This is a genomic window from Streptomyces sp. XY006, from assembly GCF_002237655.1.
GTDB lineage: Bacteria > Actinomycetota > Actinomycetes > Streptomycetales > Streptomycetaceae > Streptomyces > Streptomyces levis.
This window is the reverse complement of the sequence record NZ_NOKT01000020.1, coordinates 117,228-144,226: the sequence shown is the minus strand read 5'-3', so window position 1 is coordinate 144,226 and position 26,999 is coordinate 117,228. Positions and strand designations below refer to the sequence as shown.

The 26,999-nt window shown below is 71.9% G+C and carries 27 protein-coding genes; 12 read left to right on the top strand and 15 right to left on the bottom strand.

The window, feature by feature from the left end:
* Nucleotides 1-123: 123 nt before the first annotated feature.
* Both CHR28_RS23675 and CHR28_RS23670 read left to right on the top strand, forming a co-directional pair.
* Nucleotides 124-744 carry a DUF47 domain-containing protein gene (locus tag CHR28_RS23675; RefSeq protein ID WP_020269925.1) on the top strand — a complete coding sequence of 207 codons (621 nt, stop codon included), beginning with the start codon at nucleotides 124-126 and terminating at the stop codon, nucleotides 742-744.
* Between the two features lie 7 nt (nucleotides 745-751).
* A complete protein-coding gene (locus CHR28_RS23670) occupies nucleotides 752-1,750 on the top strand; it encodes an inorganic phosphate transporter (protein ID WP_094055696.1) in 999 nt (332 codons plus the stop codon).
* 132 nt (nucleotides 1,751-1,882) lie between these two features.
* On the opposite strand, the gene pstB is transcribed toward CHR28_RS23670, so the two are convergent.
* The 7 genes from pstB to CHR28_RS23635 all read right to left on the bottom strand — a co-directional run bounded on the left by pstB (nucleotide 1,883) and on the right by CHR28_RS23635 (nucleotide 10,218).
* Nucleotides 1,883-2,659: a phosphate ABC transporter ATP-binding protein PstB gene (pstB, locus tag CHR28_RS23665; protein ID WP_094055695.1), complete on the bottom strand. Its 777-nt coding sequence runs from the start codon at nucleotides 2,657-2,659 to the stop codon at nucleotides 1,883-1,885.
* A 44-nt stretch (nucleotides 2,660-2,703) separates the two neighbouring features.
* Nucleotides 2,704-3,759, bottom strand: coding sequence for a phosphate ABC transporter permease PstA (gene pstA, locus CHR28_RS23660; protein WP_094055694.1), 1,056 nt, complete (start codon nucleotides 3,757-3,759; stop codon nucleotides 2,704-2,706).
* Entirely contained in the window at nucleotides 3,756-4,757 is a 1,002-nt protein-coding gene (pstC, locus tag CHR28_RS23655) for a phosphate ABC transporter permease subunit PstC (protein ID WP_094055693.1), read from the bottom strand. The genes pstA and pstC overlap by 4 nt, the downstream gene beginning before the upstream one ends.
* Nucleotides 4,758-4,861: 104 nt before the next feature.
* A complete protein-coding gene (gene pstS / locus CHR28_RS23650) occupies nucleotides 4,862-5,986 on the bottom strand; it encodes a phosphate ABC transporter substrate-binding protein PstS (RefSeq protein WP_094055692.1) in 1,125 nt (374 codons plus the stop codon).
* 250 nt (nucleotides 5,987-6,236) lie between these two features.
* Nucleotides 6,237-6,680: an NUDIX hydrolase gene (locus CHR28_RS23645; RefSeq protein WP_094055691.1), complete on the bottom strand. Its 444-nt coding sequence runs from the start codon at nucleotides 6,678-6,680 to the stop codon at nucleotides 6,237-6,239.
* Nucleotides 6,681-6,713: 33 nt separating this feature from the next.
* Nucleotides 6,714-7,871, bottom strand: a complete 1,158-nt coding sequence (locus CHR28_RS23640) for a CHAD domain-containing protein (RefSeq protein ID WP_094055690.1) — start codon at nucleotides 7,869-7,871, stop codon at nucleotides 6,714-6,716.
* Nucleotides 7,852-10,218, bottom strand: coding sequence for an RNA degradosome polyphosphate kinase (locus CHR28_RS23635; protein WP_094055689.1), 2,367 nt, complete (start codon nucleotides 10,216-10,218; stop codon nucleotides 7,852-7,854). The genes CHR28_RS23640 and CHR28_RS23635 overlap by 20 nt, the downstream gene beginning before the upstream one ends.
* A gap of 371 nt (nucleotides 10,219-10,589) precedes the next feature.
* Between CHR28_RS23635 and CHR28_RS23630 the strand changes: the two genes are divergently transcribed.
* The 6 genes from CHR28_RS23630 to CHR28_RS23605 all read left to right on the top strand — a co-directional run bounded on the left by CHR28_RS23630 (nucleotide 10,590) and on the right by CHR28_RS23605 (nucleotide 16,070).
* Nucleotides 10,590-11,138 carry an RNA polymerase sigma factor gene (locus tag CHR28_RS23630; protein ID WP_094055688.1) on the top strand — a complete coding sequence of 183 codons (549 nt, stop codon included), beginning with the start codon at nucleotides 10,590-10,592 and terminating at the stop codon, nucleotides 11,136-11,138.
* Complete coding sequence (locus CHR28_RS23625; protein ID WP_094055687.1) at nucleotides 11,135-11,971, top strand: hypothetical protein; 837 nt, start codon at nucleotides 11,135-11,137, stop codon at nucleotides 11,969-11,971. The genes CHR28_RS23630 and CHR28_RS23625 overlap by 4 nt, the downstream gene beginning before the upstream one ends.
* Complete coding sequence (locus CHR28_RS23620; RefSeq protein WP_094055686.1) at nucleotides 11,968-12,828, top strand: ABC transporter ATP-binding protein; 861 nt, start codon at nucleotides 11,968-11,970, stop codon at nucleotides 12,826-12,828. Before CHR28_RS23625 ends, CHR28_RS23620 begins: the two co-directional genes overlap by 4 nt.
* The gene (locus CHR28_RS23615; RefSeq protein WP_094055685.1) at nucleotides 12,825-14,339 is read left to right on the top strand and encodes an ABC transporter permease; all 1,515 of its coding nucleotides are present in this window, start codon (nucleotides 12,825-12,827) and stop codon (nucleotides 14,337-14,339) included. The genes CHR28_RS23620 and CHR28_RS23615 overlap by 4 nt, the downstream gene beginning before the upstream one ends.
* Nucleotides 14,330-14,965: an ABC transporter gene (locus tag CHR28_RS23610; RefSeq protein ID WP_256984368.1), complete on the top strand. Its 636-nt coding sequence runs from the start codon at nucleotides 14,330-14,332 to the stop codon at nucleotides 14,963-14,965. Before CHR28_RS23615 ends, CHR28_RS23610 begins: the two co-directional genes overlap by 10 nt.
* A gap of 142 nt (nucleotides 14,966-15,107) precedes the next feature.
* Nucleotides 15,108-16,070, top strand: a complete 963-nt coding sequence (locus tag CHR28_RS23605; protein ID WP_094055684.1) for a LysR family transcriptional regulator — start codon at nucleotides 15,108-15,110, stop codon at nucleotides 16,068-16,070.
* 352 nt (nucleotides 16,071-16,422) lie between these two features.
* Here the strand turns inward: CHR28_RS23605 and mshD are convergent, their stop codons facing one another.
* Nucleotides 16,423-17,349: a mycothiol synthase gene (gene mshD, locus CHR28_RS23595; RefSeq protein WP_094055683.1), complete on the bottom strand. Its 927-nt coding sequence runs from the start codon at nucleotides 17,347-17,349 to the stop codon at nucleotides 16,423-16,425.
* Nucleotides 17,350-17,494: 145 nt separating this feature from the next.
* On the opposite strand from mshD, the gene CHR28_RS23590 reads away from it, so the two are divergent.
* Nucleotides 17,495-19,312 (top strand): bifunctional metallophosphatase/5'-nucleotidase, encoded by a 1,818-nt coding sequence (locus tag CHR28_RS23590; RefSeq protein ID WP_094055682.1) that lies wholly within the window; start codon nucleotides 17,495-17,497, stop codon nucleotides 19,310-19,312.
* A gap of 58 nt (nucleotides 19,313-19,370) precedes the next feature.
* Complete coding sequence (locus CHR28_RS23585) at nucleotides 19,371-20,582, top strand: LmeA family phospholipid-binding protein (protein WP_094055681.1); 1,212 nt, start codon at nucleotides 19,371-19,373, stop codon at nucleotides 20,580-20,582.
* A gap of 89 nt (nucleotides 20,583-20,671) precedes the next feature.
* On the opposite strand, the gene CHR28_RS23580 is transcribed toward CHR28_RS23585, so the two are convergent.
* Complete coding sequence (locus CHR28_RS23580) at nucleotides 20,672-20,932, bottom strand: hypothetical protein (protein WP_094055680.1); 261 nt, start codon at nucleotides 20,930-20,932, stop codon at nucleotides 20,672-20,674.
* A complete protein-coding gene (locus CHR28_RS23575; protein ID WP_094055679.1) occupies nucleotides 20,929-21,144 on the bottom strand; it encodes a hypothetical protein in 216 nt (71 codons plus the stop codon). The genes CHR28_RS23580 and CHR28_RS23575 overlap by 4 nt, the downstream gene beginning before the upstream one ends.
* Before the next feature lie 137 nt (nucleotides 21,145-21,281).
* Between CHR28_RS23575 and CHR28_RS23570 the strand changes: the two genes are divergently transcribed.
* Nucleotides 21,282-22,115: a helix-turn-helix domain-containing protein gene (locus CHR28_RS23570; protein ID WP_094055725.1), complete on the top strand. Its 834-nt coding sequence runs from the start codon at nucleotides 21,282-21,284 to the stop codon at nucleotides 22,113-22,115.
* The gene (locus tag CHR28_RS23565) at nucleotides 22,112-22,309 is read left to right on the top strand and encodes a DUF397 domain-containing protein (RefSeq protein WP_094055678.1); all 198 of its coding nucleotides are present in this window, start codon (nucleotides 22,112-22,114) and stop codon (nucleotides 22,307-22,309) included. The genes CHR28_RS23570 and CHR28_RS23565 overlap by 4 nt, the downstream gene beginning before the upstream one ends.
* Here the strand turns inward: CHR28_RS23565 and CHR28_RS23560 are convergent.
* The 5 genes from CHR28_RS23560 to CHR28_RS23545 all read right to left on the bottom strand — a co-directional run bounded on the left by CHR28_RS23560 (nucleotide 22,299) and on the right by CHR28_RS23545 (nucleotide 26,909).
* Complete coding sequence (locus CHR28_RS23560) at nucleotides 22,299-23,747, bottom strand: sensor histidine kinase (protein WP_094055677.1); 1,449 nt, start codon at nucleotides 23,745-23,747, stop codon at nucleotides 22,299-22,301. The genes CHR28_RS23565 and CHR28_RS23560 overlap by 11 nt on opposite strands.
* Nucleotides 23,744-24,481, bottom strand: a complete 738-nt coding sequence (locus CHR28_RS23555; RefSeq protein ID WP_094055676.1) for a response regulator transcription factor — start codon at nucleotides 24,479-24,481, stop codon at nucleotides 23,744-23,746. The genes CHR28_RS23560 and CHR28_RS23555 overlap by 4 nt, the downstream gene beginning before the upstream one ends.
* Before the next feature lie 86 nt (nucleotides 24,482-24,567).
* Entirely contained in the window at nucleotides 24,568-24,744 is a 177-nt protein-coding gene (locus CHR28_RS37845) for a hypothetical protein (protein WP_179272539.1), read from the bottom strand.
* A 29-nt stretch (nucleotides 24,745-24,773) separates the two neighbouring features.
* Entirely contained in the window at nucleotides 24,774-25,778 is a 1,005-nt protein-coding gene (locus CHR28_RS23550; RefSeq protein WP_094055675.1) for a S1C family serine protease, read from the bottom strand.
* A 108-nt stretch (nucleotides 25,779-25,886) separates the two neighbouring features.
* Nucleotides 25,887-26,909, bottom strand: a complete 1,023-nt coding sequence (locus tag CHR28_RS23545) for a LacI family DNA-binding transcriptional regulator (RefSeq protein WP_094055674.1) — start codon at nucleotides 26,907-26,909, stop codon at nucleotides 25,887-25,889.
* Nucleotides 26,910-26,999: the final 90 nt, after the last annotated feature.

The following is a 26,999-nucleotide window of genomic DNA, read 5'->3' as shown; positions in this document are numbered from 1 at the left end:
CGGGCCGCCCCCGTACTCATCACTGTGCCTGATGGGCGACACTGGTGGGCGGCCCGATAGCCGTGGCCGGATGATGCGCCTAGCATCAGCCTGACCGAAACCCAAGCAAGCCGAGGACCCCACGTGCGCTTTCGTCTGACCCCCAGGGAGACGAGCTTCTACGACATGTTCGCCGCCTCCGCGGACAACATCGTCACGGGCTCCAAGCTCCTGATGGAACTGCTCGGGGCGGACGCCTCCGCCCGGGCCGAGATCGCAGAGCGTATGCGGGCAGCGGAACACGCAGGCGACGACGCCACGCACGCGATCTTCCACCAGCTGAACTCCTCGTTCATCACGCCGTTCGACCGCGAGGACATCTACTCCCTCGCCTCGTCCCTCGACGACATCATGGACTTCATGGAGGAGGCCGTCGACCTGGTCGTCCTCTACAACGTCGAGGAACTGCCCAAGGGCGTCGAGCAGCAGATCGAGGTCCTGGCGCGCGCCGCCGAACTGACGGCCGAGGCGATGCCGCACCTGCGCACCATGGAGAACCTCACCGAGTACTGGATCGAGGTCAACCGGCTGGAGAACCAGGCCGACCAGATCCACCGCAAGCTGCTGGCGCACCTCTTCAACGGCAAGTACGACGCCATCGAGGTCCTGAAGCTCAAGCAGATCGTGGACGTGCTGGAGGAAGCGGCGGACGCGTTCGAGCACGTGGCGAACACGGTGGAGACCATCGCCGTCAAGGAGTCCTGAGCCCTTCATGGACACCTTTGCTCTGGTCGTGACCATCGGGGTCGCGCTCTTCTTCACGTACACCAACGGTTTCCACGACTCGGCGAACGCGATCGCCACGTCCGTGTCGACCCGGGCGCTCACGCCGCGGGCCGCGCTGGCGATGGCCGCGGTGATGAACCTCGTCGGCGCGTTCATGGGCTCCGGGGTCGCCAAGACGGTCAGCGAGGGCCTGATCCAGACACCCGAGGGATCGAAGGGGATGGGGATCCTCTTCGCCGCGCTCGTCGGCGCGATCGTCTGGAACCTGATCACCTGGTACTTCGGGCTGCCCTCGTCGTCCTCGCACGCGCTGTTCGGCGGCATGGTCGGGGCGGCGCTGGCCGGCGGGACGACGGTCTACTGGCACGGGGTGCTGGAGAAGGTCGTCATCCCCATGTTCATCTCCCCGGTCGTCGGCCTGCTGGCCGGTTACCTGGTGATGACCGCCATCCTGTGGATCTTCCGCAAGGCCAACCCGCACAAGGCCAAGCGCGGTTTCCGCATAGCCCAGACCGTCTCGGCGGCCGGCATGGCGCTGGGGCACGGTCTGCAGGACGCGCAGAAGACCATGGGCATCGTGGTGATGGCGCTCGTCATCGCGGATGTCGAGGACTACGGCGATCCGATCCCGGTCTGGGTCAAGATCGCCTGTGCGGTGATGCTGTCGCTGGGCACGTACGCCGGTGGCTGGCGGATCATGCGGACGCTGGGGCGGAAGATCATCGAGCTGGACCCGCCGCAGGGGTTCGCCGCCGAGACGACGGGCGCGTCGATCATGTTCGCCACGGCGTTCCTGTTCAAGGCGCCGATCTCCACGACCCACGTGATCACCTCGGCGATCATGGGCGTGGGCGCGACCAAGCGCGTGAACGCCGTGCGCTGGGGGGTCGCCAAGAACATCATCCTGGGGTGGTTCATCACGATGCCGGCGGCGGCGACGGTGGCCGCGGCCTCCTTCGGACTCGTGAACCTGGCCTTCCTGTAGCGGCGGCAGCCGTTCGGCCGTAAAGCGGCCGGCACACGAACGGGCCCGCCCCCGGGAGCCAGGGGCGGGCCCTTTTCGGCCTCGCGGTGGCACCGCCATGCAGCACCGCGAGGAGTCTCGGAGAGGTGAGGCTCAGCCGAAGCGGCCGGAGATGTAGTCCTCCGTGGCCTGGACCGACGGGTTGGAGAAGATCCGCTCCGTGTCGTCGATCTCGATGAGCTTGCCGGGCTGGCCGACCGCCGCGAGGTTGAAGAACGCGGTGCGGTCGGAGACGCGGGCCGCCTGCTGCATGTTGTGCGTCACGATGACGATCGTGAAGCGCTCCTTCAGCTCCCCGATCAGGTCCTCGATCGCCAGGGTGGAGATCGGGTCCAGGGCCGAGCAGGGCTCGTCCATGAGCAGGACGTTCGGCTCCACCGCGATCGCCCGCGCGATGCACAGACGCTGCTGCTGACCGCCGGACAGGCCCGAGCCGGGCTTGTTCAGGCGGTCCTTGACCTCGTTCCAGAGGTTCGCGCCCTTGAGGGAGCGCTCGACGATGTCCGCCAGCTCGCTCTTCTTGTAGTTGCCGTTGAGCCGCAGGCCCGCCGCCACGTTGTCGAAGATCGACATCGTCGGGAACGGGTTCGGCCGCTGGAACACCATGCCGACCTCGCGGCGGACCGACACCGGGTCGATGCCCGTGCCGTAGAGGTCCTCGTCGTCCAGGAGCACCTTGCCCTCGACCCGGCCGCCGGCGGTGACCTCGTGCATACGGTTCAGCGTGCGCAGGAACGTCGACTTGCCGCAGCCGGACGGGCCGATGAACGCCGTCACCGAACGCGGCTCGACGGTCATCGAGATGTCCTCGATCGCCTTGTGGGAGCCGTAGTAGGCGGTCAGTCCGCTTACGTCGATTCGCTTGGCCATGACTACTTCACTTCCAGACTTCAGTCGGTCGCTGTGTGGCCGCGTCAGCGACCGGTGCTCGGGGCCTTCCAGCGGGCGATGCCGCGGGCCACCAGGTTGAGGATCATCACGAAGGCGATCAGCGTGAGCGACGCCGCCCAGGCGCGGTCATAGGCCGTGGCCTCGCCCGAGCCGTACTGCTGGTAGATGTACAGCGGCAGCGACGCCTGCGCGCCCTCGAAGGGGTTGGCGTTGATGAACTTGCTGCCGAACACCAGCAGCAGCACGGGCGCGGTCTCACCGGCGATACGGGCGACGGCCAGCATGATGCCGGTGGTGATGCCGCCGATCGAGGTCGGCAGGACCACCTTCAGGATGGTGCGCCACTTGGGCACGCCGAGCGCCAGGGAGGCCTCGCGCAGCTCGTTCGGGACGAGCTTGAGCATCTCCTCCGTGGAGCGGACCACGACCGGCATCATCAGGATCGCGAGGGCGAGCGAGCCGGCGAAGCCGAAGGGCTGCATGTCGAACATCAGCATCAGGCTGAGGATGAACAGGCCCGCGACGATCGACGGGATGCCGGTCATGACGTCGACGAAGAAGGTGACGGCCCGGGCGAGGTTGCCGCGCCCGTACTCCACGAGGTAGATCGCGGTGAGCACGCCGACCGGCGCGGCGATCAGGGTGGCGAGGCCGACCTGCTGCAGCGTGCCGAGGATGGCGTGGTAGATGCCGCCGCCCGCCTCGGAGTCGGCGACCACGCCCATCGAGTGGGTCAGGAAGTAGACGTCGAGGACCTTGGTGCCGCGCTGCACGGTCGACCACACCAGGGACGCCAGCGGCACCACGGCGAGCAGGAACGCGACCCACACCAGTGAGGTGACCACGCGGTCCTTGGCCTGGCGGCGGTTCTCCACCTTGGCCGCGATGACGTACGTGCCGAGGATGTGCAGGACCGCGGCGATCAGCGCCCACTGGATGTCGCTGTGCAGCCCGGCGGCGGCGCTGATGCCGAGGCCGGCGGCGACGGACCCGGCGGCGATGGCCCACGGGGCCCACTTGGGCAGGCGGGCGCCGCGCAGGGTGCTGGGGCGCTTCGGGGTGATGGTTGCGGTGCTCATGCGTTGGCCCCCGAGTACTCCTTGCGGCGGGCGATGATCGCGCGGGCCGCGCCGTTGACCAGCAGGGTGATGACGAACAGGACCAGACCCGAGGCGATCAGCGCGTCACGGCCGAACTCGGTGGCCTCGCTGAACTTGCTGGCGATGTTCTGGGCGAAGGTGCCGCCGCCCGGGTCGAGCAGGCTGGTGTGGATCAGGAAGTCCGGGGAGAGCACGGTGGCGACGGCCATCGTCTCGCCGAGGGCGCGGCCGAGGCCGAGCATCGAGGCGGAGATCACGCCGGAGCGGCCGAAGGGGAGGACCGACATGCGGATCACTTCCCAGCGGGTGGCGCCGAGGGCCAGGGCCGCCTCCTCGTGCATCTGCGGGACCTGGCGGAAGACCTCGCGGCTCACGTTGGTGATGATCGGCAGGATCATGATCGCGAGCAGGATGCCCACGGTGAGCATGGAGCGCGGGGCGCCGTTCTGCCAGGAGAAGATGCCGGTCCAGCCGAGGTAGTCGTTCAGCCAGCCGAAGAGGCCGTTCATGTACGGCACGAGTACGAGGGCGCCCCACAGGCCGTACACGATGGACGGCACGGCGGCGAGCAGGTCGATCACGTAGGCGATGGGACCGCTCAGCCGGCGCGGGGCGTAGTGCGTGAGGAACAGGGCGATGGCGACGGCGATCGGGACCGCGATGACCATGGCGATGATCGAGGAGATGATCGTGCCGTAGGCGAGGACCGCGATGCCGAAGACCGGCGGGTTGACGCCGGTGTTCCATTCGAAGGTGGTGAGGAAGTTGCCCTCGTCCTTGCTGATGGCGAGGACGGCGCGGTAGGTGAGGAAGCCCGCGATCGCGGCCATGATCACCAGGAGCAGGATGCCCGAGCCGCGCGAGAGGCCGAGGAAGATCCGGTCCCCGGGGCGGGTGGCCCCACGGGCGGCGCGCTTCTGCTCGGGGGTGGGCGCCGGGGCGGGGGGAGGTGCGTCAGCTATCTGTGTGGTGTCCATCGGGTTCTCCGGTCTGCGGAGCCGCAACGGTCGTGCGGCTCTTGGCGGCGGTGCACCGGACGGTGCGGTCCGGTCCCGCGGGGAGACCGGACCGCACGCTCAGGTCAGCTCAGGCTCTCGACGGTGGTCCGAACCTTGGCGATGATGTCTTCGGGCATGGGCGCGTAGTCGTTCTCGGCGAGGATCTTCTGGCCGTCCTCGGAGGCCGCGTAGCGCAGGAACGCCTTGACCGCGGGCAGCGTCTCGGCCTTGTTGCCCTTGTCGCAGACGATCTCGTAGGTCACCAGGACCATCGGGTAGGCGCCGTCGGCCTTGGTCGCGTAGTTCAGCTCCAGCGCGAGGTCCTTGCCGGTGCCGACGACCTTGGCGTCCGCGATGGCCTTGGTGGCGTTCTCGACGTTCGCCTCGACCGGCTCGGCCGCGCCGGTGTCGATGGCGACGGTCTTGATGCCGTCCTTGGCGTACGACAGTTCGAAGTAGCCGATGGCGCCGGCGGTCTGCTTCACCTGCGCGGCCACGCCGGAGGACTGCGGAGCGGACTGGCCGCCCTTGGCCTGCCAGGCCTTGCCGCCCTCGTAGGGGAAGTCCTTCTTGGCGGTGGCGATCAGGTACTTGGTGAAGTTGTCCGTGGTGCCGGACTCGTCCGAGCGGTGGAAGGCCTGGATCTTGAGGTTGGGCAGCTTCGCGTCGGGGTTGAGCTTCGCGATGGCCGGGTCGTTCCAGTTGGTGATCTTGCTGTCGAAGATCTTGGCGATCGTGGCGGAGTCCAGGACGAGCTTGTCGACGCCCGGGACGTTGTAACCGACGGCGATCGGGCCGCCGACCATGGGCAGGTCGATGCCCTGGCCGCCGGAGCAGACCTTCTTGGAGGCCTCGACCTCGTCGGGCTTGAGGGCCGAGTCCGAACCGGCCCACGGCACCTGGCCCTGGGTGAACGCGGTGACACCGGCACCGGAGCCGCCGGCCTTGTAGTTGATCTCGACCTTGCAGGCCGCGGAGAACTGCTTGACCCACGCGTCGACGGCGTTCTTCTGCGCGGAGGAGCCGTCGGCGAGCACCTGGCCCGAGGCGTCGTCGCACTTGATGTTGCTGGGCGCGGCGGCGTTGGACGAGGAGCCGCCGCTGCCACCTCCGGTCTCGTCGGAGCCGCACGCCGTGAGGGCCAGGGCGCCGGAGACGGCGAGAGCACCGAGAGCGAGGGCCCGCCGGTTCATGCGCTGAAGCTTCACTTGAGTTCCTTCCAGGAGCCGCCGTCCTGAATCGGCGGCGTGCGAAGAATGGCCGACGCGAACGCGCGGCAGGCGCGTCTCGCATCTGGTACGGCCGAAATTAGGCAGAACAGGTGAAGCCGCCGATGGCCGCACATGAACGAGGGGTGAACCCCTGTCGAAGGTGCGGTTAGGTCACGGAATGCTTACGGGGAGAGCACGTGAGGGTTCCGTTTCGCGTGCGCGTCCCGCTGGACAAACGCGGACGGTCTCAGTCCAGTCTGCCGGCGGGCCGGGGCGCGTGCAGTGAGGCGAGGAGCGCGTCGACCAGGGGGCGGTCGTGCGGCTGTGTGAGGCGGGCGCGGGCCTCCTCCGGCGCCAGCCACAGCACCTGATCGACCTCGTCGGTCGGGGTGAAGTCGCAGGTCACGGCCTCGGCGGCCCAGTAGCGCACCTGCTTGGGCCGGCCGTTCGCCAGATAGCGCAGGGTGGGCAGCTCGGCCCCCGGTTCGGCCCGGCAGCCCGTCTCCTCGGCCACCTCGCGCAGGGCGCCGGCGAGGGCGTCCTCGGCACGTTTCAGCTTGCCCTTCGGCCACGACCAGTCGTCGTATTTCGGCCGGTGCACGAGACAGAGCCGCAGCTCGCCCGAGTCGGGCGAGCGACGCCACAGGACGCAGCCCGCGGCCTGGACGGTGAGGTCCTCGGCGGAACTCATCCGGTGTTCACCGCCTTCCGGGTGCCGTGCCGGTCAGGACGCGCTGACCGTCTCCTTCTGCCAGGCCTGCTGGAACGCGAAACGTGCCGCCTCCACCTCGTGCCGCTGGTCGGCGTGGAGCACGCCGAGGGCGTACGCCGTGGCCGGGGCGATCCTGGGCGTGCGGGCCGCCTGGGCCGCTGCCGCCGCCGCCTCCGAGGCGTCGCGGTGCCGGTTCAGGGCCTGGCCGGCGGAGAGCAGGCGCAGATCGACGGCGGCGTTGCCCTTGGGGCCGGTGAGGGCCTCGCGGGCGTAGCGGTGCAGGCGCAGCAGGAGGCGGACCTGGTGCCACGGGGCGTCCTGCGGGTGCGGGACCGTGTCCGGGGACAGGCCGTGGACGAGGGCCGCGGCGTTGTACGGGTTGCCCGCGGTGACCAGGGGCAGGGCGGTCACGGCGTCGGTGAGGCGTTCCTCGGCGGCCGTGGCGTGGGGCCGCAGGTCGCTGGTGGCGGCCGTGGTGAGGAGGGGGACCTCGCTGGCCAGCACCGCGACCTTGTCGGCGACGGCGTGGAAGCGGCTGCTGCCCAGGGCCTGCAGGGCGGTGGAGTGGGCCCGGGTGCGGGCGAGGGTGAGCTGGCGGTCCAGCAGGGCGCCCGCCTTGGCCGCCCCGACGGTCAGGTTGCCGCGCTCGGGCGCCGCGGCCGGGGGCGTGCGCGGCCCGGCGTCCCGGGGTGCCGTGTTCGGCAGGGCGGAGGCCGCCCCGGCGGCACGGCCGCTCGCGTCGGCGTCGGCCCGCGGGCCCGCCGTCGTGTCCCGGCCCGTCGCCTGGGCCGGGAACGCCGTCGACCCCGACAGGCGGTGCAGAGCCGTCAGCAGGCGTTCCAGACGGGCCGTGTACGCGTGTTCCATCGCCAGCGTGCCGGAGACCCAGGCCAGCTCAGGGCGCATGCTCTCGCACCAGTCCGAGTCCAGCAGCGGCTGGAACGTGTGCAGGCTGGCGCTGATGCGGCGGGCGGAGCGGCGCAGCGCGCGGGCCGCCTCGGCGGACGCTTCCGAGCCGTTCGCCCCCGACCCGGTCTCCCGGTGCAGGCGCAGGGCGCGGAGGAACTCCGTGGCCTGGTCCCGCAGGTAGCCCGCGAGGGCGTCGCCGGTGGGGGCGGTCCCGACGGAGCTGAGCCGGGCATCCGTCGGGTCAAGGTGTCGCTGTGCCACGCCGGCGCCTCCGGGCGTCTATGAGCATCTCCTGGACGTTGCGCAGGGGCTGGCCGTCCGCGTCGGTCGCATGCCGGGTCCAGTCGCCGTCCGGGCCGAGGTGCCAGGAGGCGGTGGAGTCGGACATACCGGTCTCCAGCAGCCGGTTCAGGGCCGCCCGGTGGGCCGGGTCGGTGACCCGGACCAGGGCCTCTATCCGGCGGTCGAGGTTGCGGTGCATCATGTCGGCGCTGCCGATCCACACCTCGGGCTCGCCGCCGTTGCCGAAGGCGAAGACCCGGGAGTGCTCCAGGAAGCGGCCGAGGATCGAGCGGACCCGGATGTTCTCCGACAGGCCCGCGACGCCCGGGCGCACCGCGCAGATGCCGCGCACCCAGATGTCGACCGGCACGCCCGCCTGGGCGGCCCGGTAGCAGGCGTCGATGACGGCCTCGTCGACCATCGAGTTGACCTTGATGCGGACGTACGCGGGCCGCCCCGCGCGGTGGTGCTGTATCTCCTTGGTGATCCGCGAGACCAGGCCGTCGCGCAGCGACTTCGGGGCGACCAGCAGCCGGCGGTAGGTCTCGCGGCGCGAGTAGCCGGAGAGGCGGTTGAACAGGTCCGAGAGGTCCGCGCCGACCTGCGGGTCGGCCGTGAGCAGGCCGAGGTCCTCGTACAGGCGGGCCGTCTTCGGGTGGTAGTTGCCGGTGCCGACGTGGCTGTAGCGGCGCAGTGTCTCGCCCTCCTGGCGGACCACCAGCGACAGCTTGCAGTGGGTCTTCAGCCCGACCAGGCCGTAGACGACGTGGCAGCCGGCCTCCTCCAGCTTGCGGGCCCACTTGATGTTGGCGTGCTCGTCGAAGCGGGCCTTGATCTCGACCAGGACCAGGACCTGCTTGCCGGACTCGGCGGCCTCGATGAGCGCGTCGACTATCGGGGAGTCGCCGGAGGTGCGGTACAGGGTCTGCTTGATCGCGAGGACGTCCGGGTCGCCGGCCGCCTGCTCCAGGAAGGCCTGCACGGAGGTGGAGAACGAGTCGTACGGGTGGTGCAGCAGCACGTCCCGCTCGCGCAGCGCGGCGAAGATGTCCGGCGCGGACGCCGACTCGACCTCGGCGAGGTCGCGGTGGGTGCCGGCGACGAACTTGCGGTACTTCAGCTCCGGCCGCTCCAGCGAGGCGATGCGGAACAGGCCCGTGAGGTCGAGCGGGCCCGGCAGCGGGTACACCTCGGCCTCGCTGATCTTCAGCTCGCGCACCAGCAGGTCCAGCACCTCGCGGTCGATGGACTCCTCGACCTCCAGGCGCACCGGCGGGCCGAAGCGGCGCCGCATGAGCTCCTTCTCCAGGGCCTGGAGCAGGTTCTCCGCGTCGTCCTCCTCGACCTCCAGGTCCTCGTTGCGGGTGAGGCGGAAGGCGTGGTGCTCCAGCACCTCCATGCCCGGGAACAGCTCCTCCAGGTGGGCGGCGATGACGTCCTCGATGGGGACGTAGCGGCCCGGGGAGCTCTCCAGGAAGCGGGACAGCAGCGGCGGCACCTTCACCCGGGCGAAGTGCTTGTGGCCCGTGACCGGGTTGCGCACGACGACGGCCAGGTTCAGGGACAGGCCGGAGATGTACGGGAAGGGGTGCGCCGGGTCGACCGCCAGCGGGGTCAGCACGGGGAAGATCTGGTGCCGGAACAGGGTGAACAGGCGGGCCTGCTCCTTCTCCTGCAGCTCGCTCCAGCGGACCAGGTGGATGCCCTCCTCCGCGAGGGCGGGGGCGACGTCCTCGTGGTAGCAGGCGGCGTGCCGGGCCATGAGCTCGCGGGAGCGGGCCCAGATCATCTCCAGCACCTCGCGGGGCTGCAGCCCGGAGGCGGAGCGGGTGGCCACGCCGGTGGCGATGCGGCGCTTCAGACCGGCCACCCGGACCATGAAGAACTCGTCCAGGTTGCTGGCGAAGATCGCGAGGAAGTTGGCCCGCTCCAGCAACGGCGTGTTCGGGTCCTCGGCGAGCTCGAGGACGCGCTCGTTGAACGCGAGCCAGCTGCGCTCCCGGTCGAGGAAGCGGCCCTGGGGCAGCTCGGGCCCGTCGTACGGCGACTCCTCGTATCCGTCGAGGTCGGCGTCGATGTCGGGTTCCAGATCGGAGACCACCGCCGCCACCGTGTGCGGCCGGTGGGCTGCTATGGAGCCCACGGAGGGCTGCGCGTGCTGGACCTGTGCCTGGGTCTTCGGCTGGCTCATGGATCCATTCTTCCGCGCCGCGAGCATCACAGGCGCGTCGGACAGCGCGGGCGGGAGCGGGGGTGTCACATGAGTGCTCCCGTTTCCCTCGGGCCCCTCGCGGGGCGGGGAAGGCTCTGGCACGGCGGGATTCATTGGCCGAGCGTCGCAAGCTCGTCTGAATCAATGGTTACGGAGACATGACGTGCGGGATAGCGGGCGGCGGCCCGCGAGCGTCCGCGGGCCCGGGCGGGTGGCCGGGACGGCTTGTCCACAGGCTGTGGGCGGCCTCGCCCGGCACGGCGTACCACGCGCTCCCCGGCTCGGCCGGGCGCCGCGTCTCGGCCCGGGCGCCATGTCTCGGCCCGGGCGCCATGTCTCGGCCGGGCGCCACGACTCGGCCGGGCCGCCGTCTCGGACTCGGCCGGGCCTCCGTCCCGGAGTCGGCATGGCCCTCCGTCCCGGTCGGGCCGAGATTCGGGCGTGCTTTCGTGAACCGTTCGGGTCGGTCGGTCCGATGAGGGGACGTGAGCGAAACGAGAAGCGACGGGGAGCTGCTGCGGGCCGTCGCGGCGGACGCCGACCGGCGCGCCTTCGAGGAGCTGTACCGGCGTTACGCGCCGTGGCTCCGGGCCCGGCTGCGGGGGCGGTGCGCCGATACGAGCGTCGTCGACGACGTCGTGCAGGAGACCTTCCTGGCGGTGTGGCGGGGCAAGGCCCGCTACCGGGAGGAGGGCTCCGGGGACGTCGCCGGATGGCTGTGGCGCATCGGGTCGCGGCGGCTGGTGGACGCCCTGCGGGGCGACGGGGCACGGGGCCGGCTGCGGCAGGCCCTGGCACGGCTGCGGCACCGGGACGAGGCCTCGGCCGAGGAGCGCGTGCTCGCCGGGGTGGAGCACGGGGACCTCGCGGGGGCCCTGGTCCGGCTGTCGCCGGAGCTGCGCGCGGTGCTGCAGGCGACCGTCATCGACGGGCTGACCACCCGGGAGGCCGCCGTCCTGCTGGGGATCCCCCCGGGGACGGTCAAGACGCGGGCGATGCGGGCCCGCAGGCAGTTGCGGGAGGCACTGGCATGACCTGGCACGTACCCGAAGACGATCTGCGCGCCTACGCGCACGGCGAGCTGGCGGCGCCCGCCCTCTGGTCCGCCGACACGCACCTGGCCTCCTGCGACCGCTGCCGCGCGGCGCTGGCCGAGGCCGCCGACCCGGTCGCCCTCGACGCGGGGTGGGAGCGGCTCGACGCCGAGCTGGACGTGCCGCGCCCGGGCCTGCTGGAGGGGCTGCTGGTGCGACTCGGGGTGGCCGGGCACACCGCGCGGCTGCTCATGGCGGCGCCGGTGCTGCGGCGGTCCTGGCTGGGGGCCGTCGTCGCCGTGCTGCTGCTCGGTGTCGCCGCCGGACACGCCGTGCGCACCGGGGAGTCCCCCACCCTCTTCCTCGCCCTCGCGCCGCTGCTGCCCCTGGCCGGGGTGGCGCTGTCGTACGGGCCCGCGCTGGACCCGACGTACGAGATGGCCGTCGTCGCGCCGATGCACGGCTTCCGGCTGCTGATGATCCGGACCGTGGCGGTGCTGACCGTCGTGCTCGGGCTCAACGGGCTGGCGACCCTCGCCCTGCCCGCCTACGGGCTGCACTCCCTGGCCTGGCTGCTGCCCGCGCTGGCGCTCACCGCGACCGGGCTCGCGCTCACCCCCCGGCTCGGGCCGGTGCTCGCTCCGTCGCTGGTCGGCGGCGCCTGGATCGGCCTGCTGATGCTGGCCCACGCGGTGCGGGCCGGGGCCGATGTGCCGCTCGCGCCGTTCACCCCGGCCGGGCAGGGCGTGGCGGCGGTGGTCGCCGCGCTCGCCGCCGGGCTGCTGTTCCTCCTCCGTGACCGCTTCGACCTCTTCCAGGGACGTGCCGTATGACTCCCACCGTGTCCGCCTCCGGGATCGGGCTCCGCTACGGCGGTACCCGCGCCCTCGACGACGTGTCGCTGCGCCTGACCGGCGGCGTCACCGGGCTGCTCGGGCCCAACGGGGCCGGGAAGACCACCCTGTTGCGGGTGCTCGCCACCGCCCTGCCCGCCGATCAGGGGGCCTTCACCGTGCTCGGCCACGACCCGTCGACCGCCCGGGGACGGCAGGAGGTGCGGCGCCGGCTGGGCTATCTGCCGCAGACGCCCGGGTTCCATCCGGACTTCACCGCCTTCGAGTTCGTCGACTACGTGGCCATCCTCAAGGAGATGACCGACCGGGGCGTCCGGCACCGGGAGGTGCGGCGGGTACTCGACGAGGTGGGCCTGGCGGACGTGCGCGGCAAGCGGATGCGCAAGCTGTCCGGCGGGATGCGGCAGCGGGTCGCCCTCGCGGCCGCCCTCGTCGGGGACCCGGGCTTCCTGGTGCTGGACGAGCCGACCGTCGGTCTCGACCCCGAACAGCGCATGCGGTTCCGGGAGCTGATCGCCGGGGCCGGGGAGGGGCGCACGGTGCTGCTGTCCACCCACCAGACCGAGGACGTGGCGATGCTCTGCCACCGTGTGCTGGTCATGGCCGGCGGCCGGATCCGGTTCGACGGCACCCCGGCCGAGCTGACCGCGCGGGCCGCCGGGCGGGTGTGGAGCAGTACGGAACGCGACCCGGGCGCACGGGCCGGCTGGCGCACCGGGACCGGCTCCTTCCGGAACGTCGGGGATCCGCCGGACGGGGCCGACCTGCTGGAACCCACCCTGGAGGACGGCTACCTGCTCACGCTCGACGGCGCCGGTGCGGAGGTGGCGGCATGACCGCGGTGGCTCAGAAACCGATGGTGGCCGAGACGCGGACCGAGCCCGGCGGCTCCTGGGCGGCCGTGTGGGCCCTCGCCCTGTTCGAGTCCCGCCGGCTGCTGACCCGGGTGCCGGTGCTCCTCGCCTTCGCGCTGTACCTCGGCTGGACCGTATGGCGCGGCGACAAGGCCTGGGGCGACTTCCCTGCCCTCCAGGACGCCGACCGCGCCACCCAGGGCACCCCGCTGCTGGTCGGCCTCGCGGTCCTGCTGAGTGTGAACCACGCCGCGCTGCGCTCCCACCGGCACGGCACCGACGCGCACTTCGCGGTGCTGGTCCTGCCGCCGTGGCGCCGTACGGCCGCCCATGCCCTGTCGGCCCTGGCCGCCGCGCTGGTCACCGCCGTGTGCGTGGCCGTGCAGTTCGGCCGGGAGGCGCTGCGGCCGGGAGCCGTCGGGCACGGGTCGGTGGCCGAACTCCTCGTGGGGCCGCTGACGGTGCTGCTGTTCGGCCTGCTCGGGCTGCTCGTGGCGGGCCTGGTGCGGTCGGCTCTCGTGGCCCCGCTGCTGATCGTGTTCTGCCTGTTCCTGTTCGTCGCGAGCACCGGGACGGGCGACGGCGGGACGCAGTGGCTCATGCCCGTCGTCGGCGAGGCGAGCACCAACACGCTGCCCACCGACCTGATCGGCCGGCCCGCCGCCTCGCACGCCCTGTACCTGACCGGGCTGGCGCTGAGCCTCGGGCTGCTGGCGCTGCTCGTGACGGGCGGCCGCAAGCCGGTCCTCCTCGCCGCTCTCGCGGGGGCGCTGGCCCTGACGACGGTGGGTGCGACGGGCCAGTCGGGCGGCGTGTCCCCCGCGCTGGCGAAGGCACGGGAGCGGGCCTCGGTGCACCCGGAGCAGGTGCAGACCTGCGTGCGGCGGGACGGGTCCACGTACTGCGCCTATCCCGAGTGGGAGCCGCGGGTCGCGGAGTGGGCCCGGGTGGTGGCCGGGGTGCGGTCCCTGGCCGGGGGCGCCGCCCACGAGCGGCCCGTCGTCGTACGGCAGCGGGTGGACGCCCGGTACGGCCTCTCCGGTGACGCCGCCCTGGAGTCCCTGAAGCGCCCGTACGAGGTGACCGTGGGCACCCAGTGGGGCGGCAACCGCGTCCCCGAGTTCTCGGCCGCCGTCGCCGCGGTGCTGATCGCGGGCGACGAGGAGACCGCGACCTCGATCTGCGACGGCCGTATCGTCCCCGTGATGTGGCTGGCCGTCGGCTGGGAGTCCGAGCCGCTCGACGCGCTGCGCCGGGTCCGCCTCAACGACACCATCACGGGCTCCGACTCCGTCCTGCAGCCCACGAACGGCCTCTTCATGACCGAGGCCCAGACCCAGGTGCTGCGCGATCTGCTCGACCTGCCGCGCGGCGAGGCCACGGCACGCGTCAAGGCGCACTGGGCCGAACTGACCGCGCCCGGGGTGACGGCGGCCGGGGCCGCGAAGCTGCTGGGCCTGCCGGCACCCGAGGGGGAGGACAAGTGCCTGTGAACCGGCAGTTGCTGGTCCCCGTCCACCGGACCCTGCCGTGGGGAGCGGTCGGTGCGGCCGGCGGGGCCGGGCTGCTGCTCGCCGCGCTGACCCGGACCGGGGAGACGGGGGAACGGCTCTCGCTGCCCCTGCTGCGGGCCGCGGTCCTGGCCTTCGCGCTGGGGCTGGTGTTCCTCCTGGACGACCCGGCCCGGCACACCACGGCCACCGTGCCGACCCCGCGCCCGGTCCGCGTCGCCCTGCGGACGGCCCTGGTCGTCCCGGCGGCGGCGGCCTGGTGGACGGTGGCGCTGCTGCTCGTACCGCCGGACGTGCGGCCCCCGGTCGGCGACCTCACGCTGGAGGCCGGGGCGGCCTTCGTCCTGGCGGTGACCGCCGCGGCGGCCGTGGTCCGCTTCACCGAGGTGACCCGGCCCGGACTGCCGGTGGCGGGCGGACTGCTCACCACGGCGGTACTGGCGCTGCTGCTCTGGCCCGAACGCTGGGCGCTGTTCGTGGCCGTGGAGGACAAGCGGTGGGCGGCGGCGCACGACCGGTGGGCCGTCCTGCTGGCCGCGGCGGCACTGGCGGGCATGCTCTGCACCCGGGAGCCACTACGCCGCGGCGCATGGCGCCCCGCCCGCTGACGACCGGCGAACGACCGGTGCCCCGGGGCCGCCCTGCCCGGGGCTTCCGGGGCTCCGGGCGTCAGGGCCTCCCCGCTGCAGGGCCTCCGGGCTTCCAGGCGTCCAGGGCCACCGCGGTGTCCGGGAGCCGTAAGGTGCCGTCGTGGATCTCAATGCCGTGCGGGCCTTCGTCGCGGTCGTCGACGCCGGGCAGTTCCAGAAGGCCGCCGTGGACCTGGGCCTGACCCAGCAGGCCGTGTCCAAGCGGATCGCCGCGCTGGAGAAGGACCTCGGGGTCCGGCTGTTCGTCCGTACCCCGCGCGGCGCGGAACCGACCATCGACGGACAGGCGCTGCTGCCGCACGCCCGGGTCCTGCTGAGCGCGGAGGAGCGGGCGGTGGCCGCCGTGCGCCCGGGGGACCGGGCCCTGCGCGTGGACGTCGTGGGGCGCCGGGCCGCCACCGGGGGACTGGTGCAGGACTTCCACCGGGCCCATCCGCACACGGCGCTGGACGTCGTCACGCTGTTCGACGTCGACACGGCCGTGACCGCCGTGCGCGACGGGGCGGTCGACGCCACCTTCCGCGCCGTCACCATGCCCGGGTACCGGCTGCCCGACGGCATCGAGGCCCTGCCCGTCCTCGACGAGCCGCTCAGCCTGTGCGTCGGCCCCGGCCACGCCTTCGCCCGGGCCGCGTCCGTGACGCCCGCGCAGCTCGCCGGGCACCGCATCTGGATGCCGGGCAACGTGCCGGGCACCGAGTGGCACGCCTACTACGAGGCCTTCGCCGCCGCGTTCGGTCCGGCCGTCGACACCATCGGGCCCAACTTCGGCCTGGAGGCGCTCCTGGACACGATCGCCGGTTCCCCGGCCCTGGCGACGGTCCTCAGCGAACGCACCCCGCACGTCTGGCCCGTCGGCCACGACCTGCGGCTCGTCCCTCTGCGCGACCCCACCCCGGTCTACCCGCACTCCCTGCTCTGGCGCGCCGGCAACCCGCACCCCGGTCTGGCGGCCCTGCGCACCTACCTGACGGCGACCCGCCCCCGACCCCCCGAGGGCGAGCTCTGGCGACCGCCCTGGGCGGACCCGGCGCCCACCCGAGCCGCTTCTCCAGCAGCGTGAAGAACTTGGGCGGCCCGCCCGGCTGCGGCTTGCTCCCCTTGCGGCCCACGACCCGATAACCCGCTTCCGCGCAAGAGGCGTTGAGCGGCGCGTTGCCCGCCGGACAGCCCAGCCGGACCCGGGTCCGCCCAGCCGCCGAGTCCGACCTCGCCGCCCTCCGGCCTCCGCCGGCCAGACCTCGCCCCGCGTCATGATCTGGCGGAAGCGGTCCTCGTCCAGCTCGCCGGCGACCACTGCCCCGTGATGCCCCGGGCCGGCATCCGGCGGGCGCCGTCGTCGCGGAGGCGGACCGGGGCGGCGAGTGGGACTCGGCGGCGCGCCGCACCCGCGGGCCGGTCGTCGTCGGCGTGGCTCAGGTCTCCGTGCGGTACATCAGGTCCACCTCGTGCGTGCTGAAGCCCAGCCGCTCGTACACCGACACCGCCGCCTTGTTGTCGGCGTCGACGTACAGCATCGCCGTCGGCAGGCCCTGGTCCGCCAGGTGGCGCAGGCCGATCGTGGTGAGCGACTTGCCGAGGCCGCCGCCCTGCGCGCCCGGGGCGACCCCGACGACGTACACCTCGCCCAGGCCCTCCTCGGCGTGCACCTTCGTCCAGTGGAAGCCGACGAGTTCGTCACCGCGGAAGGCGAGGAAGAAGCCCGCCGGGTCGAACCACGGCTCGGCCTTGCGGTCGTCGAGGTCGCGCTGGGTCAGGGAGCCCTGCTCGGGGTGGTGGGCGAAGGCGGCGGCGTTCACCGCGAGCCAGGCCGCGTCGTCCCGGCCGGGCACGAAGGTGCGGACCGTGACGCCCTCGGGGAGCACCGGCTCGGGTGCGTCGAAGTCGGTCAACGGCCGTCGCATCTGCCGCAGTTCGCGGAACAGCGTCAGGCCCAGGACCTGTGCGAGATGCCGGGCGGCGGAGTGCCCGCCGTGCGCCCACACCCGCAGCCGCTTGCCGGAGGCCGCCAGCAGGGCCGAGCCGAGCGCCCGCCCGTGCCCGTGGCCGCGGTGCCCGGGGTGCACGACCAGCTCGGCGGCCGGCGGCTCCACCTCGTCCGTGTCCTCCAACTGCGCATAACCGACAAGTTCCCCGCCGGCGGTGAGCAGCAGATGGGACACGCCCTCCCGCTCGCCGCCGCGCAGCTGCAACCGGCCCTGTTCGGACACCGCCTGCTGCCCGTCGGTCCGGGCCGCCTCGTCGAGCAGTCCGAGCACGGCCTCGGTCTGCTCCGCGGAGAGCGCGGCAAGGGTCTCGATCGAGCGGGGGTGGCCGGGCCGTACGGTGTCGTCGCTGGTCATGCGTACGAGGGTACGGGGCGGCACCGGCAAATCGGCGGCAAAGAAGCAACCCAGATGTAACCATGAAACACCTGTCGCGCTACGCGCGTTGACTCTAGGCTGCGCCGGACGACATCACTGTCCCAGCAGACCCTCAGGGGGGCGTATGCCAGCCACTTCACCGGCGCATCCGGAGCGCCGGAGACGCCGTACGAACCGTTTCCTCGCTCTCGCCGCCGGAGTCGTCACCGTCGGCGCGCTGGCCGCCGCCGCGCTGCCGGGGTCGGCGACCGCGGACGAGGACCAGCGCACCGGCGGGCACTGGCCCGGCCGTTACCAGGACGTGCAGCTGCTGTCCTTCAACGACCTGCACGGCAACCTGGAGCCGCCGGCGGGCTCCTCCGGCCGCGTCACGGAGAAGCAGCCGGACGGCACGACGAAGACCATCGACGCGGGCGGCGTCGAGTACCTCGCCACGCACCTGCGGCAGGCCCGCGAGGGCGAGAAGTACTCCATCACCGCGGCCGGCGGCGACATGGTCGGCGCCTCCCCGCTGATCTCCGGGCTCTTCCACGACGAGCCCACCATCGAGGCGCTGAACAAGCTCGACCTCGACGTCACCTCCGTCGGCAACCACGAGTTCGACGAGGGCGCCAAGGAGCTGGGCCGTCTGCAGAACGGCGGCTGCCACCCGAAGGACGGCTGCTACTCGGACGAGGAGTTCGAGGGCGCCGACTTCCCCTACCTCGCCGCCAACGTCCTTGACGAGAAGACGAAGAAGCCGATCCTCAAGCCCTACTGGGTGTGGAAGAAGAACGGCGTCAAGGTCGGCTTCATCGGCGTGACCCTGGAGGGCACCCCGGACATCGTCTCCGCCGAGGGCGTCAAGGGCCTGTCCTTCAAGGACGAGACCGAGACGATCAACAAGTACGCCAAGGTGCTCCAGAAGCAGGGCGTGAAGTCGATCGTCGCGCTCATCCACGAGGGCGGCTTCCCGGCGTCGACGTCGTACAACTACGACTGTGACGCCCCGGGTGCGGGCGACGGCGTCTCCGGCCCGATCGTCGACATCGCCAAGAACGTCACGCCGCAGGTGGACGCGCTGGTCACCGGGCACACGCACAGCGCGTACGTGTGCAGCATCGCCGACCCGGCGGGCAAGCCGCGCATGGTCACCTCGGCCGCGTCCTTCGGCCGCCTCTACACCGACACCACCCTGACCTACGACCGCCTGACCGGTGACATCGCCCGTACGGCGGTGAAGTCCGCGAACCGCGTGGTCACCCGGGACGTCCCCAAGGCGCCCGACATGACCGAGCTCATCGGCAAGTGGAACACCCTGGCCGCGCCCATCGGCAACCGGGCCATCGGCTACATCTCCGGCGACATCGGCAACACCGGCACCGAGTCCCCGCTCGGCGACCTCATCGCCGACGCGCAGCTCGCCCACGGCAAGCAGCTGGACCCGGAGACGGACCTGGCGCTGATGAACCCGGGCGGCATCCGGGCCCCGCTGACCTACGCGGCCAAGGCCGGTGAGGGCGACGGTGTCGTCACCTACGCCGAGGGCTTCACGGTCCAGCCGTTCGCCAACACCGTGAACCTCCAGGACTTCACGGGCGCGCAGCTGATCCAGGCGCTCAAGGAGCAGGTGTCCGGCCCGAACGCGGCCGCGCCGAAGATCCTCCAGGTCTCGGCCGGTCTGACGTACACGCTGGACCTCACCAAGTCCGGTGCCGACCGCGTGGTCACCGACAGCATCAAGCTGAACGGCTCGGCCATCGACCCGGCCGCCACCTACCGCGTCGCGACGAACAGCTTCCTCGCGGGCGGCGGCGACGGCTTCCCGACGCTCGGCCAGGGCACGAACGACGTCGTCGGCGCCGACGACCTGACCGCGCTGGAGCAGTACCTGACGGCCAACTCCTCGGCGTCGAACCCGATCGCGCCGCCGAAGGCCGACCGGATCACCGTGGTGAACTAGATCGCATACCCCGGGTTCGGGTTGCGGGCAGGGGCGGTACGCATGGTCGGATGGATCGATGCGTACCCCCCACCGCATCGATGCGCATCCCCGTCCGAACCCGTACGAGGAGCTCGGCACCCTCGACGACGGGCCTCTGGAGGCGACCCCTCCGGGGGAGTTCCTCACGGAGGAACGCGAGGAAGGCACCGAGGACGCCTGGGCCCCGCCGGATCACCGGCGGGGCGGCCGGCGCCGTAGGAAGAATCGTTTCGCCGGGCTGCCGCTCGCGGTGAAGGCGGTGGTCGGCCTGGCCGTCCTGGCCTCCTTCACCGCCCTCGCCGACCGCTGGGCCGTCCTCTACGCCGAGCACCGCGCCGCCGACACCCTCAAGGACCGCCTCGACCTGGCGGCCGCGCCCGAGGTGAAGATCGGCGGCTTTCCCTTCCTCACCCAACTCGCCGACAAGCGGCTGGAGTCGGTGAGCGTGACCGTGCCGGACGTCGCCGCCGACCGCGTCTCGCTGGCGAAGGTGTCGGCGACGGCCCACGACATCCGGCTGGACGCCGACGGAATCACGGCCGTGCGCGGCGCGAGCGTGCCCCGCTTCGACGGGGAGGTCCAGCTCTCCTTCGCCGACCTCAACCGGGAACTCGGCGCCTCCCGGATGAGGTTCACCGGCGAGGGACGCGACCGGGTCCGGGCCGACGGCACCCTGCCCGTCGCCGGGCACGACCTGCGGCTGCGCGCCGAGGCGACGATCCGGCGGCAGGGCGAGCGGGGCATCGCCACCGAGATCGGCAACATGCGCCTGGACATCGGCGACCTGGCCACCTACCGCCCCGGCACCCGGCCCTCGCAGGGCCTGCACCTGACCCGCAAGGGGACCGCCGACCTCGCCCGGGAGACCCGCAAGGCCAAGGCGCTGCTGTCGGTCCCGGCCGTCGTGCAGCGCATGGGTGTGCCCGAGGCGACCGTGCGCGAGGCCCTCGCCGACGACGGCAAGCTCACCGAGCTGACCGGCTCACCGCGCTTCGCGCGCCAGGCCCAGGGCCTCAACCTCATCGACCTGGCACTGGACAACCCCCAGGTCCTCCGCCGCCTCGGCCTGGACCCCGGCCTCCTCGACTCCCTCTCGGACCTGACCCGCCCGGCCCTGGCCGACCGCCTCTCCCTGGCCTTCGAACTGCCCGCGCCGGAGCAGGGGGAGGTGCGGCTGCGGGACGTCCGGGTGGAGGAGAACGGCATCCGGGTACGGGTGACGGGGTCGGGCCTTTCGGTGGGCGGCTGAACGCTGTATGAGAGCCGGATCCTGTGAGCCGGCGCTGTGCCTGATGTTCGCCGAGTCCCCGTCGACTCTCGCGGACTGCTCGGTTTCCACTAGGCGCGCCCGCTGCGGCTGACCGCGACGCGGAGTGTGTCACCCAGCGACTCCACGGCCCTGACCAGCGCGAAACGGACGGCGTGCTCGCCGGCCCCGGGGTCGTCGAGCACGGCTCGTGCCCCTGCGAGGACCTTCTCGGCGTCGGCCAGCTGCGCGGCCTCGATGTCGTCGGCGAGCCGGGACAGCGGGCTGTTCGGATCGTCGGTGCTGAGGTAACAGGGCTTGCCGCCTGCACCGGTCCAGGGGAGCAGCCTCATGCGGAGACCTCCAGGGCGGCGAGGTACGGCCGTACGAGGGGAGTGTCCATGAGGAGGGGCTCCTCGGGCCGGCGCGGGGGCGGCGGGGAGTGCGGCACGGCCGGCTCCCGCCGGACGGGCCCGGCGGCGCGGTGCCGCCCCTGGGCGGGGAGCAGCAGCCGGACGAGGAAGAGCAGGACGCACTCACAGAGTTCGGCGGTACGCAGGCGCACGGAGGGAACCCTTCTCGGGCGGGGCAGGGGGAGGACGAGCGGTGATCACCGTTCGTGCCCACATCGTCACGGACGGCCCGTACGCTGCGGAAGGTGCCAGGTGTTGCCTGGCGGCCCAGGCAACGGGGAGGGGTGACGTGGAGAACTCTGTTGACGGCGCGGACGCATCGGGCCGGGCGGTCCTGGGACGCACGTTGAGGTTCCTGCGCGAGCAGGCGGGCAAGTCGCTCGGTCAACTGGCCGAGGACACGGGGTACGACAAGAGCTACCTGAGCCGGCTGGAGAAGGGGGAGCGGCTGTCCAAGCGGGCGGTGATGGAGGACCTGGACAGCTATTACGGGTCGGGTGGCCTGCTGGTTCGCGAGTGGCGCGAGGCGCGCCGCGAGGTCATCAAGGACAAGTACAAGGCGTTCATGGACCTGGAGGCGACGGCACGGGTCATGTGGATGTTCCAGCTGCGGGTGCCGGGGCTCCTGCAGACGGAGGAGTACGCCCGTGTGGTGTTGTCAGGGTTGTCTGGCGCCCAGACAACGGCAGGCAACAGTGAGGAAGTGGAGGAACAGGTCGCTGCGCGGATGGGGCGACAGGAGTTGCTCTACCGCGAGTCCGCGCCGGACGTGCGTGTGATCCTGGACGAGGTGGCTTTGCGGCGGCCCGTTCCTGACCCGAGGGTGTGGGCAGAGCAGTTGGCCCACCTCCTGGACGCGGCCGGCTTGCCCAACGTCACACTTCAGGTGCTGCCCTTCTCAGCCGGAGTACACGACCTCATGGACAGCCACCTGTGGCTTTTCTGGCGGCGCGTCGGTGATCCGGTCGCCTGGACTGAGGGCAACGGCTTCGGTGAGTCGATCACGGACGCGGACAAGGTGCTGCACTTCCGCTTGTCCTACGATCGCGTCAGGGACGCGGCGCTGACTCCGGTGGAGTCGACGGCGTTCATCAGGCGCCTTCTGGAGGAGTGCAGAGCATGAAGAGAGCCACTGACCTCAGTACGGCCCGTTGGCGCAAGTCCTCCTACAGTGACGGGGGCGGGACCAACTGCCTCGAAGTAGCCGACAACTGCCCCGGCATGACCCCGGTCAGGGACAGCAAACTCCCCGACGGGCCCGTTCTCGTGTTCGGCGCGAGCCCCTGGGCGTCGTTCGTGGAGTACGTCAGTCGGTAGGGACGTCCGAGGGCGGAGGCACCGACGCCCCCGGCAGCCGGACCGTCGCCACCGTGCCGCCGTCCTCCGCCGGGGACAGGGACACCTCCCCGCCCGCCTGCTGGACCGTGCGGGCCACGATCGACAGGCCCAGGCCCGAGCCCGGCAGGGCCCGTGCGCTCGGGGAGCGCCAGAAGCGGTCGAAGACGTGGGGGAGTTCGTCGGCGGGGATGCCCGGGCCGTGGTCGCGGACGGTCAGGGTGCCGTCGGCCAGGCGGACCTCGACCGTGCCGCCCTCCGGGCTGAACTTCACCGCGTTGTCCAGGATGTTCACCACCGCCCGTTCCAGCGCGGACGGTTCCGCGCGGACGTACCACGGCTCGACATCCGCCGTGATCGTCAGTTCCGGGCCGCGCAGCCGGGCCCGCCGCAGCGCCGACTCGACCGTGTCGTGCCAGGCGACGATCTGGGCCCGCCCGGAGTACTGGCCGGTGTCCGGGCGGGACAGTTCCTGCAAGTCGCCGATGAGCGCCGCCAGTTCCGTCATCTGCGCCTTCACCGACGCCAGCAGCGCCTTGCGGTCGGCCTCCGGGATGGGGCGGCCCGTCTCCTCGCTGCGGGTGAGCAGTTCGATGTTGGTGCGCAGGGACGTGAGAGGGGTGCGCAGCTCGTGGCCGGCGTCCGCGATGAGCTGCTGCTGGAGGTCACGGGAGCTGGCCAGGGCCGACGTCATGGAGTTGAAGGACCGGGAGAGGCGGGCCACCTCGTCTTCGCTGTCGTCGTCCACCGGGATGCGGACTCCCAGGTCTTCCGTGCGGGCCACGTGTTCGACGGCCTCGGTGAGTTTGTCGACGGGGCGCAGGCCCGCTCGGGCGACCGCGAGTCCGGCGGCGCCGGCGCCCAGGACCCCGACCCCTGAGACCAGGAGCAGGATCAGGGCGAGATCGTTGAGCGTGCCCTGGGTGTTCTTCAGGGGCACGGCGAGGATCAGCGCGGCGTTGGGCGCATAGGGCTGCTCGGACGCCAGCCGCACGGTCATCACGCGCAGTGCGTTGCCGTGCTCGTCGGTGCCGTCGCGGACGATGCCGCGCCCGACGGGGGCGTCCTTGATCACGTCCCGGTCGGCTTCGGTGACCTTGACCACGCCCACGGAACTGGAGTGGACGCAGATCTCTCCGTCCGCCTTGACGACCTCGAAGTACGAGCTGTTCCGGAAGCTGTCGCCGCCCTGTGCCGTCTGCGTGCAACTGTCCACGGCCTGCTGGATGGCGATGTTCTGCCCCGGCTTCTGCAGCATCTTCTCCAGGTCCGCGTCCACCTGGTCGTACAGCTTCCCCTGCACGATGAACCAGCAGGTCACCGACACCGCCGCCACCGCGAACGCCACGGCCGCCGCGACCAGCAGCGCCAGGCGCGAGCGGATCGGCAGGGAGCGGAAGCGGCGGACGAGCCTGTTCACTCGGCGCCGCCCTGGCGCAGCACGTAGCCGACCCCGCGCACCGTGTGGACCAGGCGCGGCTCCCCGCCCGCCTCGGTCTTGCGGCGCAGGTACATCACGTACACGTCGAGCGAGTTCGACGACGGTTCGAAGTCGAAGCCCCAGACCGCCTTGAGGATCTGCTCCCGCGTGAGGACCTGGCGCGGGTGGGCCATGAACATCTCCAGGAGCGTGAACTCCGTGCGCGTCAGCTCCACCGGGCGCCCGCCGCGTGTCACCTCCCGCGTGGACAGGTCCATGCGCAGGTCGGCGAAGGTGAGCACGTCCGCGTCGGCCGGGTCGCCCGCGCCCACGGCCGCCGCGTAGGAGCTGCGGCGCAGCAGGGCGCGGATCCGGGCGAACAGCTCGTCCAGTTCGAAGGGCTTGACCAGGTAGTCGTCGGCGCCCGCGTCGAGGCCGGTGACCCGGTCGCCGACCGTGTCGCGGGCCGTGAGCATCAGGATCGGCGTCGTGTCGCCGGCGGCGCGGATGCGGCGCGCCGCCGTCAGGCCGTCCATGCGCGGCATCTGGATGTCGAGGACGAGCAGGTCGGGGCGGTAGGCCGCCGCCTTCTCCAGGGCGTCCGCGCCGTCGACCGCGACCTGAGTGCCGTACCCCTCGAAGGCGAGGCTGCGCTGGAGTGCTTCGCGTACCGCCGGCTCGTCGTCGACGATCAGGATGCGCTGGGTGTCACGGTCGCCGTCTGCGGGGCTCATGGGTCCGGGGTCCTCGGGTGTGATGGGGACGGGGGTGCTCTGCCGCTCTCAGCGTCGCACGCCGCGGGGGAGTGCAGGCAGGAGTGTCAGGCCCGTACCGTGCGGCGTCGCGCCGGGGCCGGCCGCCCGGTGCGCCCGGCCGCCTTCACCGGCAGCTCCGGTGCCCGGCCGGTCGGCGCGTGCAGGGCGTACGCCACCGCCAGTGCCAGTCCGACCTCGGCCGGGTCGCCGCCCGGCTCCGTGTGTGCCACCTGCTGGATCATCGCCGCTCCTCGGTCGTCGCTGCGGGGACTCAGTCCGTCGAACCGGCCCGCAGCTTCGCGAGGTCGGCCTTGACGGTGTCGATCGGGATGGCGAAGCCCAGGCCCACGCTGCCCGCGTCCGCGGACGAGGAGGCGCTGCCGGCCGGCGAGTACATCGCGGAGTTGATGCCGATGATGTTGCCGTTCATGTCGATCAGCGCGCCGCCGGAGTTGCCCGGGTTGAGGGACGCGTCGGTCTGCAGCGCCTTGTACGTCGTGGTGTCGTTGCCGGTGTCGCCGTTGAACTGCCGCCCGCCGAACTCGAACGGCCATCCGTCGTCCGGTTGCCCCTGCTGCTGTCCCTGGTCCTCCTCGGTCGGGACGGTGACGTCCCGGTCGAGCGCCGAGATGATGCCGCTGGTGACGGTGCCGGACAGGCCCTCGGGGGAGCCGATCGCGACCACCTGGTCGCCGACCTGGACACCGGAGGAGTCGCCCAGCGTGGCCGCCTTCAGGCCGGAGGCGTTCTCCAGCTTGATCAGCGCCAGGTCCTTCTTGCTGTCGGTGCCGACGACCTTCGCCGTGTAGGACCTGCCGTCGCTGGTCGTGGCCTTGATCTGCGAGGCCCCGGAGACCACGTGGTTGTTGGTGACGATCTCGCCGTCGCCGGTGATGATCACGCCGGAGCCGGTGGAGGACCCGGCGCTGGACTGGGCGCTGATCTCGACGATGCTGGGGCTGACCGCCTTGGCGACCCCGGCGACCGTGCCCTTCTGGCTGGAGGGCACGACGGTGGTGCTGGTGGAGCTGGAGGCGACCGTGTCGCCGCCGGTCAGTTCCTGGATGCCGTAGGCGGTGCCGCCGCCTATCGCCGCGGCGACGATCGCCACTGCGGCGATCAGGGCGACGGGTCCGCGGTTGCGCTTCTTCGGCTGCGGAGCATGCGCCGGGGCGTACGCCGGCGGGGGCGGCCACTCGGGGTTCACCGGGGCCTGCTGCTGACCCTCGTGAGGAGGGTTCTGGTACTCGCCACTGCGGTGGAAGCTCTCGGTCATGGCACCGAGCTTGTCGCCCGACCATGAGAGCTTCCTGAGTGCTCGCTGAGAAGCCCGACAGAACCTCGTATGCCCGATATAAAGACACCTCGCGAGGGCCCCGGCAGGCTACGGGCAGCCGCAGGACTGGCGTACCACCAGCCGCGACGGGAACACCTTCAGCCGCTCACGCCTGGCTCCCGCGACCCGCAGGCCGTCGTCCAGCACGAGGTCCACCGCCGCCCGGGCCATCGCCGGACGGTCGGAGGCGATCGTGGTCAGGGGCGGGTCGGCCAGCGCCGCCTCCTTGATGTCGTCGAAGCCGGCCACCGCCAGCTCGCCGGGGACGTCGATGCGCAGTTCGCGCGCCGCCCGCAGAAGGCCGATCGCCTGGTCGTCGGTGGAGCAGAAGATCGCCGGCGGCCGCTCGGGCCCCGAGAGGATCTTCAGGGCGGCCTGGTAGGCGTCGTAGCGGTTGTAGAGGGCCTCGAAGAGTCGGCCCTCCGTGGAGATCCCGGCCTCGTCCATCGCGCGGCGCCAGCCCTCGACGTGGTCGGAGACCGGGTCGCCGACCGCGGGGGTCTCGGCTATGCCGCCCATACAGGCGACGTACTCGTACCCGTGCTCCAGCAGGTGCCGCACGGCCAGCTCGGCGCCGCCCAGGTCGTCCGTGGTGACGGCGACGTCGTCGATGGCCTCGGGGCGTTCGTGCAGCAGCACCACGCGGGCGTCCCAGGCCTCGATCTCGGCGGCGGCCAGGTCGTTCAGCGCGTGGCTGACCAGGATCAGGCCGGAGACCCGCATCCCCAGGAACGCCCGCAGGTAGTGGACCTCGCGCTCGCCCACGTAGTCCGTGTTGCCGACGAGGACCATCTTTCCGCGCTCGGAGGCGGCCTGCTCGACCGCGTGCGCCATCTCCCCGAAGAAGGGCTGGCGGGCGTCCGGGATGATCAGGCCTATGAGGTCCGTGCGCCGCGACGCCATCGCCTGGGCGACCCGGTCCGGCCGGTACCCCAGTTCCTTGATCGCGGCGAGGACACGCTCGCGCGTGGCCGGGGCGACCGGCCGGGGTCCGTTGTTGATGACATAGCTGACCACGGCAGTGGAAGTCCCTGCCAGCCGCGCCACATCATCCCGAGTCACCTTGGCCACGCGCGGAGTCTACGCGGATATACCGGCTCTGGGCAGGGCGTAAAGGAGGTTCCGTACGATATCCCGACTGCCGTCCGGGGCGCCCCGGTG

Excerpts from the sequence above, each read along its gene's own strand:
- CHR28_RS23670 (WP_094055696.1), top strand. The coding sequence starts at position 752 with ATGGACACCTTTGCTCTGGTCGTGACCATCGGGGTCGCGCTCTTCTTC.
- pstB (WP_094055695.1), bottom strand. The coding sequence starts at position 2,659 with ATGGCCAAGCGAATCGACGTAAGCGGACTGACCGCCTACTACGGCTCC.
- pstA (WP_094055694.1), bottom strand. The coding sequence starts at position 3,759 with ATGAGCACCGCAACCATCACCCCGAAGCGCCCCAGCACCCTGCGCGGC.
- pstC (WP_094055693.1), bottom strand. The coding sequence starts at position 4,757 with ATGGACACCACACAGATAGCTGACGCACCTCCCCCCGCCCCGGCGCCC.
- CHR28_RS23645 (WP_094055691.1), bottom strand. The coding sequence starts at position 6,680 with ATGAGTTCCGCCGAGGACCTCACCGTCCAGGCCGCGGGCTGCGTCCTG.
- CHR28_RS23635 (WP_094055689.1), bottom strand. The coding sequence starts at position 10,218 with ATGAATCCCGCCGTGCCAGAGCCTTCCCCGCCCCGCGAGGGGCCCGAG.
- CHR28_RS23625 (WP_094055687.1), top strand. The coding sequence starts at position 11,135 with ATGACCTGGCACGTACCCGAAGACGATCTGCGCGCCTACGCGCACGGC.
- CHR28_RS23620 (WP_094055686.1), top strand. The coding sequence starts at position 11,968 with ATGACTCCCACCGTGTCCGCCTCCGGGATCGGGCTCCGCTACGGCGGT.
- CHR28_RS23615 (WP_094055685.1), top strand. The coding sequence starts at position 12,825 with ATGACCGCGGTGGCTCAGAAACCGATGGTGGCCGAGACGCGGACCGAG.
- mshD (WP_094055683.1), bottom strand. The coding sequence starts at position 17,349 with ATGACCAGCGACGACACCGTACGGCCCGGCCACCCCCGCTCGATCGAG.
- CHR28_RS23590 (WP_094055682.1), top strand. The coding sequence starts at position 17,495 with ATGCCAGCCACTTCACCGGCGCATCCGGAGCGCCGGAGACGCCGTACG.
- CHR28_RS23585 (WP_094055681.1), top strand. The coding sequence starts at position 19,371 with ATGCGTACCCCCCACCGCATCGATGCGCATCCCCGTCCGAACCCGTAC.
- CHR28_RS23580 (WP_094055680.1), bottom strand. The coding sequence starts at position 20,932 with ATGAGGCTGCTCCCCTGGACCGGTGCAGGCGGCAAGCCCTGTTACCTC.
- CHR28_RS23565 (WP_094055678.1), top strand. The coding sequence starts at position 22,112 with ATGAAGAGAGCCACTGACCTCAGTACGGCCCGTTGGCGCAAGTCCTCC.
- CHR28_RS23555 (WP_094055676.1), bottom strand. The coding sequence starts at position 24,481 with ATGAGCCCCGCAGACGGCGACCGTGACACCCAGCGCATCCTGATCGTC.
- CHR28_RS37845 (WP_179272539.1), bottom strand. The coding sequence starts at position 24,744 with ATGATCCAGCAGGTGGCACACACGGAGCCGGGCGGCGACCCGGCCGAG.
- CHR28_RS23550 (WP_094055675.1), bottom strand. The coding sequence starts at position 25,778 with ATGACCGAGAGCTTCCACCGCAGTGGCGAGTACCAGAACCCTCCTCAC.